A 6589-nucleotide genomic window follows, 5' to 3' on the forward strand; every position below is an offset into this window, starting at 1 on the left:
TCCGCGCTTCCGGCTCCGGGCTCGCCGCTTCCGGCCGCATCTGCATCGACGATTCGCCTCCGGGACGGGTCTGCGACAGGCGTCCTCACGCACGCCCGCGATTGCGTCAACCCGTCAGTTCCCGGACGGTTCGCCGGAGCGGTCAGCGTCCGCTCTTCGCCGCCGCCTCCGCGAGGCCCTCGCAGTCGAAGCGCTGGCAGAATTTCTCCATCAGCCCGCCCAGCCGTTCGAGCAGCAGCGGGGCCATCACCTGCTGCATCTCGAAGTTGAGCTCCGACTGCTTGCGCACGACAGCCCGTCCCGTCGGCGAGCCATAGAAGGCGATCGCCCCCTCCAGCTCCGCCACGGTGAAGGCGTCGGCGACGTCGTCCCTCAGCTCGACAAGGGCGACCTCGACCGCTTCCTGCACCGCGTCGGCCAGCTGGCTGGCCATCCAGACGCGCTGTTCCTCCGGAAGGTCCATCTGCCCGTAGGTCTCGTCCAGCTGCGCCCGCAGCTGCTTGAACACCTCGCCGCCCTGGGTGAGCTCGAGATAGCGTCCGGCCAGCTCAAGGTGCTGCTGTCGCGACGGCTGCGGATCGACCACCACGACCTGCGCCGGAGCCTGCGCGGCCGCCGGCGCCGCCAGCGCCAGCCAGATCGCGCCCATGATCAACGGCGTCCGCATGCTCGGCCTCCCCTGCGTGGAGCCATCCTTCCGCGCCGGGAGCGTGGCCGCAAACGAAAAGCGGCGGCGGAGATCGCTCTCCGCCGCCGCCGTGTCGTTTCGATCCCGAAGGATCAGGCGCCCAGCGAGGCCGGGTCCACCTTGAAGCCCGGGCCCATCGTCGAGGACAGGCTGATGCGCTTCACATAGGTGCCCTTGGCGCCCGACGGCTTGGCGCGGACGAGAGCGTCCACCATCGCCTTGACGTTGGCTTCCAGGGCGGCCTGGTCGAACGAGGCCTTGCCGATGCCGGCGTGGACGATACCCGCCTTCTCGACGCGGAACTCGACGGCGCCGCCCTTGGCGTCCTTGACGGCCTGGGCGACGTTCGGGGTCACGGTGCCGACCTTCGGGTTCGGCATCAGGCCGCGCGGGCCCAGCACCTTACCCAGACGGCCGACGAGGGCCATCATGTCCGGCGAGGCGATCACCCGGTCGAACTCCATGAAGCCGCCGTTGATCTTCTCGTACAGGTCCTCGGCGCCGACATGCTCGGCCCCGGCCGCGCGGGCCTCCTCGGCCTTGGCGTCCTTGGCGAAGACGGCGACGCGCACGTCGCGGCCCGTGCCCGACGGCAGGTTGACCACGCCGCGGACCTGCTGGTCGGCGTGACGCGGGTCGACGCCCAGGTTGACGGCGATCTCGATCGACTCGTCGAACTTGGCCTTGGCGTTTTCCTTGACCGCCTTGATGGCGTCGGCGAACGGCAGCAGCGCCTCGCGGTCGCCGGTCCAGGCCTGGATGCGCTTGGGTTGCTTGGCCATGAGCTTAGCCCTCCACCACGTTCAGGCCCATCGCGCGGGCCGAGCCTTCGATGATCTTCGTCGCAGCGTCGAGATCGTTGGCGTTGAGATCCTTCATCTTCTTCTCGGCGATCTCGCGCAGCTGGGCGCGGGTGATCTTGCCGACGGTCTCGCGACCGGTCTTGTTCGCGCCCGACTTCAGGCCGGCGGCCTGCTTCAGGTAGAAGGTCGCCGGCGGCGTCTTGGTGACGAAGGTGAACGACTTGTCCTGGTAGACGGTGATCACGGTCGGAAGCGGGGTGCCCTTGGCTTCCTTTTCGGTGCGGGCGTTGAACTCCTTGCAGAAGCCCATGATGTTGACGCCGCGCTGGCCCAGCGCCGGGCCGATCGGCGGCGACGGAGTCGCGGAGCCGGCGGGCACCTGCAGCTTGATGTAGCCGAGAATCTTCTTGGCCATTGGTCTCTCCTAAGGAATAGCCCCGGGCGGACCCGGGGCCGGTGAGCCGTGGTGCGGCATGGCGGCCTCCCACGGATTTGCCGCCCGACGGGCGCAGGGCCGGTCGGGCGAAGGCGCGCGTGTAGCGGATGGCGGCCGGAAAAGCAAACGGCGGCCCCGGGGGAGCCGCCGCTGCGAATACCGTCGATGGCGCCCGGGGTCAGGCCGCCGTCTTCTCGACCTGGCCGTACTCGAGGTCGACCGGGGTCGGACGGCCGAAGATCGACACCGCCACGCGCAGGCGGGCGTTGTCCTCGTCGACGCTCTCGACCTGGCCGTCGAAGCTGGCGAACGGACCGTCGATGACCTTGACGGTCTCGCCGATGTCGAAGCGGATGGTGGGCTTCGGACGCTCGACGCCCTCTTCCACGGCGCCGATGATGTTCTGGACCTCACGCTCCGAGACCGGCAGCGGCTTGGTGCCGCCGGCGGCGCCGAGGAAGCCGGTCACCTTCGGCGTGTTCTTGACCAGGTGATAGGCGTCGTCGGTCATCTCCATCTTCACCAGCACGTAGCCGGGGAAGAATTTGCGCTCGGAGTTCACCTTGCGGCCGCGGCGGATCTCGACGACGTCCTCGGTCGGCACGAGGATCTCGGAGAAGGCGTCCTCCAGCCCCTGCTGCCGGGCCTGCTCGCGCAGCTGCTCGGCGACCTTCTTCTCGAAGTTCGAATAGGCGTGGACGATGTACCACTTGTGCCGGGGATTGGCGGGCTTGGGCGCGACGGCGTCGGTCATGGGTGTCAGTCTCTGTTACTGGCCGATCGCGAGGACGATGCGCGACAGGAAGGCCAGTCCGGTGTCGACCACGAAGAAGAAGACGGCGGCGATGGCCACCATGATGAAGACCATCACCGAGGTGATCCAGGTCTCCTTGCGGCTCGGCCACACGATCTTGCGGCCCTCGGCGCGGACCTGGCTGGCGAACTGCGGGATCGAGGTCCGCTTCTTCGCCGGAGCCGCGTCGGCCGCCGCGGCGGCGCCGGCGATGGCCGGCTGGGCGGTCTGGGTGCGGCGCCCCGTCGGGGACTTGGCCTTCGCCATCGGTGTCTCTTCGCGCAATGAATCCTGACACCGCCAGATGGGAACTCCCATCCGGCGGCGACAGGGGGAAAATGGCAGGAGTTGGGGGACTCGAACCCACGACCCCCGGTTTTGGAGACCGGTGCTCTACCAGCTGAGCTAAACTCCTGGACGAGGCCCCGGGGCGCTGCGGATGACCCGCCGCGCGTCCGGTGTCGCCAGAGCCGGGGTGATTACCAGCGCCGCCCCGGCATATCAAGCGCAAGCGGCCGCAAGCCGCCCGCCCTCAGCCCTGCTCGTGGTTGTGGGCCTGGACGGCGGCGGTCTCGTCGGACTTCTTCACCACCTGCCGGAACAGCAGCTTGTCGATGCGGCGGTCGTCCATGTCGATGACCTCCACCTCGAAGCGGCCCAGCTGCAGCACCTCGCCCTCGTCCGGGACCCGCGACAGCTGGTGCAGCACCAGGCCGGCGACGGTGTGGAAGCCCTCCTGCTCGCCGAAGTCCTCGCCCAGCAGGTCGCACAGCTCCTCGAGGTCGGTCTGGCCGTCGACCAGCCAGCTGCCGTCCTCGCGCTGGCGGACCATGGCCTCGCCCTCGTCGTGCCCCTCGTCGAAGTCGCCGGCGATCATCTCCAGCAGGTCGGTGGCGGTGACCACCCCCTCGAAGGCGCCGAACTCGTCGACCAGGAAGGCCATGTGGACCTTGGACGACTTGAGGATCTCCAGCGCCTTCAGCACCGAGGTCGACTGGGGGATGAAGGCCGGCGTCTGCACCAGCCGCTCGACGTTGAACTCGCCGTTGTCCAGCAGGCTGTCCAGCAGGTCCTTCTTGTGGACCACGCCCAGCGGATTATCGACGTCGTTCTCCCGCGCCACCACGATGCGCGAATAGGGACAGGTGCGGATCTCCTCGCGCAGCTGTTCCTCGCTGTCGTCCAGGGCGATCCAGAACACCTCGTGGCGCGGCGTCATCGCCACCCGGATCGGGCGGTCGCCGAGGGTCAGGATCTCCTCGATCATCTCCTGCTCCTCCGGCTCGATCAGCCCGGCGGAGGTGCCCTCGGCGAGGATGGTCTCGACCTCCTCCTGGGTCACGTCGGTGCCGTCCCGGTCCTTGACCCCCATGAGCTTGAGGATGCCCGAGGTCGAGGCGGTCAGCAGCACCACGAACGGCTTCAGCACGATGGCGAGGGTCGAGATCGGCGCCGCCATCTTGGAGGCGATCGCCTCGGGGAAGATCAGGGCCAGCCGCTTGGGCACCAGCTCGCCGACGATCAGCGAGACATAGGTGATCAGGACGACCACGATCGCCGTGGCGATGATCTGCGACCACGGCGCCAGGGCCGGGACCGAGGTCTCGAGGATGCGGTCCAGCTCGCCGGCGATGGTGGCCTGGCCGTAGGCGCCGGCGAGGATGCCGATCAGGGTGATGCCGACCTGCACCGCCGAGAGGAAGTGGGTCGGCTCCTCCGCCAGCTTCAGGGCCGAGCGGGCTCCGCGGTCGCCGCGTTCAGCGCGACTCTGCAGGCGGGACTTGCGGGAGGACACGACCGCAAGCTCGGTCATGGCGAACAGGCCGTTCAGCACCACGAGGAGCAGGACGACGGCGATGGCGATGAGTAACATCCAGGGGGAGCGGGACCGACGCGGCGCGACAGTCGGCGTCCGCCCCCCAATGATAGGGGCCTTCGCGCCCCTCCGCCACGATTTCGTGCACTCAGTGCGTCCGGCCGCCCTCGATGGCGCCGTAGGGGCCGCGGGCGCCGGGCTCCGCCGGCTGCGAGGCGCAGGCCGACATGCCGATCAGGGTGCCGATGAACAGGCCGATGTGGAGCGCGCGCCGCATGTGGTTACCGATTTCCTAACGCCGGAAACCGAACGTAGGCCCGGGGCCGCGGTTCCGCGCAAGCGGCGTCGCCCGGTCGGGGAATTGCGAAGGGCGCCGCCGCGGCGGCGCCCTTGCTCAGGCGAAGCGGTCCGGCTCAGGCGAGGGGGCCGGTTCCGCCGCCGCGCCGCGTCAGCCGGTCGGCCCAGGTCTGGGCCACCTGCCCGGCCGCGCCGCGGCCGCCGAGACCGAAGGCCAGGGCCGCCGCCACCGCCGCCGCGCCGAGGATCAGGCCGAAGGCCAGCAGCACGATGTCGTCGGCGATGCCCATGAAGCGCAGGCCCATGGCCGTGGCCAGGGCGATGGTCGCCCAGCGCACCAGGGTCGAGGCGAAGCCGTCCGCCCCGGCCGTGCCGCGGTTGATCAGCCGCGCCAGCAGGTCGGCGATCAGCACGCCGGCGGTGATGATCACCCCGCCGACGATGACCCGCCCGGCCAGGCCGAGGATTTCCTCGACCATGGCCGCGAAGGTGGCGAACTGCAGCAGGCGGGCCGCCTCGATGGCGGTGAAGGCCACGATGGCGACCATGACCAGCTTGCCGACCACGCGAGACGGCGTCATCGGCTTCGGGGCGTCGACGCCGCCCATGGCCGCGGCGGTCGCCGGGGTCACGTCGCCGGCGTAGGGGGCGGCCGACGGGGCCGGCTCGGCGGCGCGGTCGCGGCCGGCCAGGCTCATGAAGCTCGACACGCTGCGGTCGAAGCCGGTGGCCGGGAGCACCCGTTCGACGATCTGCGCCACCCAGCGGCCGATGAACCAGCCCAGCGCCAGCACGATGGCCGCGGCCAGCACCCGCGGGATGGCGTCGAACACGGTCGACAGCACCGCCACCGCCGGCACCGTCAGCGACTCGATGCCCAGCTGCTCCAGCGCGGCGATGGTGATCGGGATCAGCACCAGCACGAACACCAGGGTGCCCAGCGCGGCGCTGACGCCGGTCGAGCCGGTCGCCCGCGACAGGCCCGCCTTGTCCAGCCAGCGGTCGGCGTTGGCCGCCTGCAGGGCGGCCTCGGTGACCCGCTTCGCGAGGGTGGCGACCACGAAGCCGATGAAGAAGATCAGGGCCGCGCCCAGCAGGTTGGGCAGGAAGGCCGCGACCTGGCCGAGCAGGGTGTTCAGCGGCGCCGCGACCTGGCCGAGGTTCAGCACGCCGAGGGCGGCGATGACGCCGAACAGCAGGATCAGCCAGAAGGCGACGTCGCCGAGGCTGTGGCCGATGCTGTGGCGCGGGTTCTCGCTCAGGTTCGCCTTGGCGGCGCCCGGGATGCGGTCGATGCCCTTGGCCAGGGTCCACTTGACCGCCTTGCCGATGAACCAGGCGGCGATCAGGATCAGCGCCGCGCCGAGCAGCCGCGGCAGCCATTCCTCGATCAGCCGCTCCCAGCCGATGAACTCGTAACCCGTGTCGTACATAAGCCCTGCCCTTCGCGCCGCGGGGGGTCCGCGACGTTCCTGGACACAGAACCGCCGCAGGGGCGCCGGGTTCCGGCCGGCGCGGCGGTCGAGGCGGATCGGCTCGCGCTTCGGCGCCCCGGCGGCCGCAAAGAAAAGCCCCGCCGGATCGCTCCGGCGGGGCCTGTCCTGTGATGGGGCCGATGCTCGCCTCGCGGAGGCTCGCGGCTTGAGGCCCCGGGTCTTCAGATCGTCGCGATCAGGCGATGATCTTCGACACCACGCCGGCGCCGACGGTGCGGCCGCCTTCGCGGATGGCGAAGCGGAGCTTCTCTTCCATCGCG

General features: G+C 70.1%; 9 protein-coding genes and 1 tRNA gene. All 10 read right to left on the minus strand.

The features are described 5' to 3' along the window. Nucleotides 1-142 precede the first annotated feature (142 nt). Nucleotides 143-667: a DUF2059 domain-containing protein gene (locus H2038_RS06020; protein WP_292110377.1), complete on the minus strand. Its 525-nt coding sequence runs from the start codon at nt 665-667 to the stop codon at nt 143-145. 113 nt (nt 668-780) lie between these two features. Beyond that, entirely contained in the window at nt 781-1470 is a 690-nt protein-coding gene (rplA, locus tag H2038_RS06025) for a 50S ribosomal protein L1 (RefSeq protein ID WP_292110380.1), read from the minus strand. 4 nt (nt 1471-1474) lie between these two features. Beyond that, nucleotides 1475-1906, minus strand: coding sequence for a 50S ribosomal protein L11 (gene rplK, locus H2038_RS06030; protein WP_292110382.1), 432 nt, complete (start codon nt 1904-1906; stop codon nt 1475-1477). Between the two features lie 199 nt (nt 1907-2105). Next, entirely contained in the window at nt 2106-2681 is a 576-nt protein-coding gene (nusG, locus tag H2038_RS06035) for a transcription termination/antitermination protein NusG (RefSeq protein WP_292110385.1), read from the minus strand. A gap of 15 nt (nt 2682-2696) precedes the next feature. Beyond that, the gene (secE, locus tag H2038_RS06040; RefSeq protein WP_292110386.1) at nt 2697-2987 is read right to left on the minus strand and encodes a preprotein translocase subunit SecE; all 291 of its coding nucleotides are present in this window, start codon (nt 2985-2987) and stop codon (nt 2697-2699) included. Between the two features lie 72 nt (nt 2988-3059). Then, nucleotides 3060-3135 (minus strand) — tRNA-Trp (locus tag H2038_RS06045). 117 nt (nt 3136-3252) lie between these two features. Next, on the minus strand, nt 3253-4593 hold the full coding sequence (locus H2038_RS06050) for a hemolysin family protein (RefSeq protein ID WP_292110388.1): 1341 nt from the start codon (nt 4591-4593) through the stop codon (nt 3253-3255). 91 nt (nt 4594-4684) lie between these two features. After that, nucleotides 4685-4813, minus strand: a complete 129-nt coding sequence (locus H2038_RS06055; protein WP_292110391.1) for a hypothetical protein — start codon at nt 4811-4813, stop codon at nt 4685-4687. Between the two features lie 136 nt (nt 4814-4949). Next, nucleotides 4950-6266 carry a mechanosensitive ion channel gene (locus H2038_RS06060; RefSeq protein WP_292110393.1) on the minus strand — a complete coding sequence of 439 codons (1317 nt, stop codon included), beginning with the start codon at nt 6264-6266 and terminating at the stop codon, nt 4950-4952. Between the two features lie 238 nt (nt 6267-6504). Then, on the minus strand, nt 6505-6589 hold an 85-nt coding region (locus tag H2038_RS06065; protein ID WP_235929197.1), incomplete at its 5' end, for a hypothetical protein.

The sequence above is a fragment of the Brevundimonas sp. genome (assembly GCF_013912005.1).
Lineage (GTDB): Bacteria > Pseudomonadota > Alphaproteobacteria > Caulobacterales > Caulobacteraceae > Brevundimonas.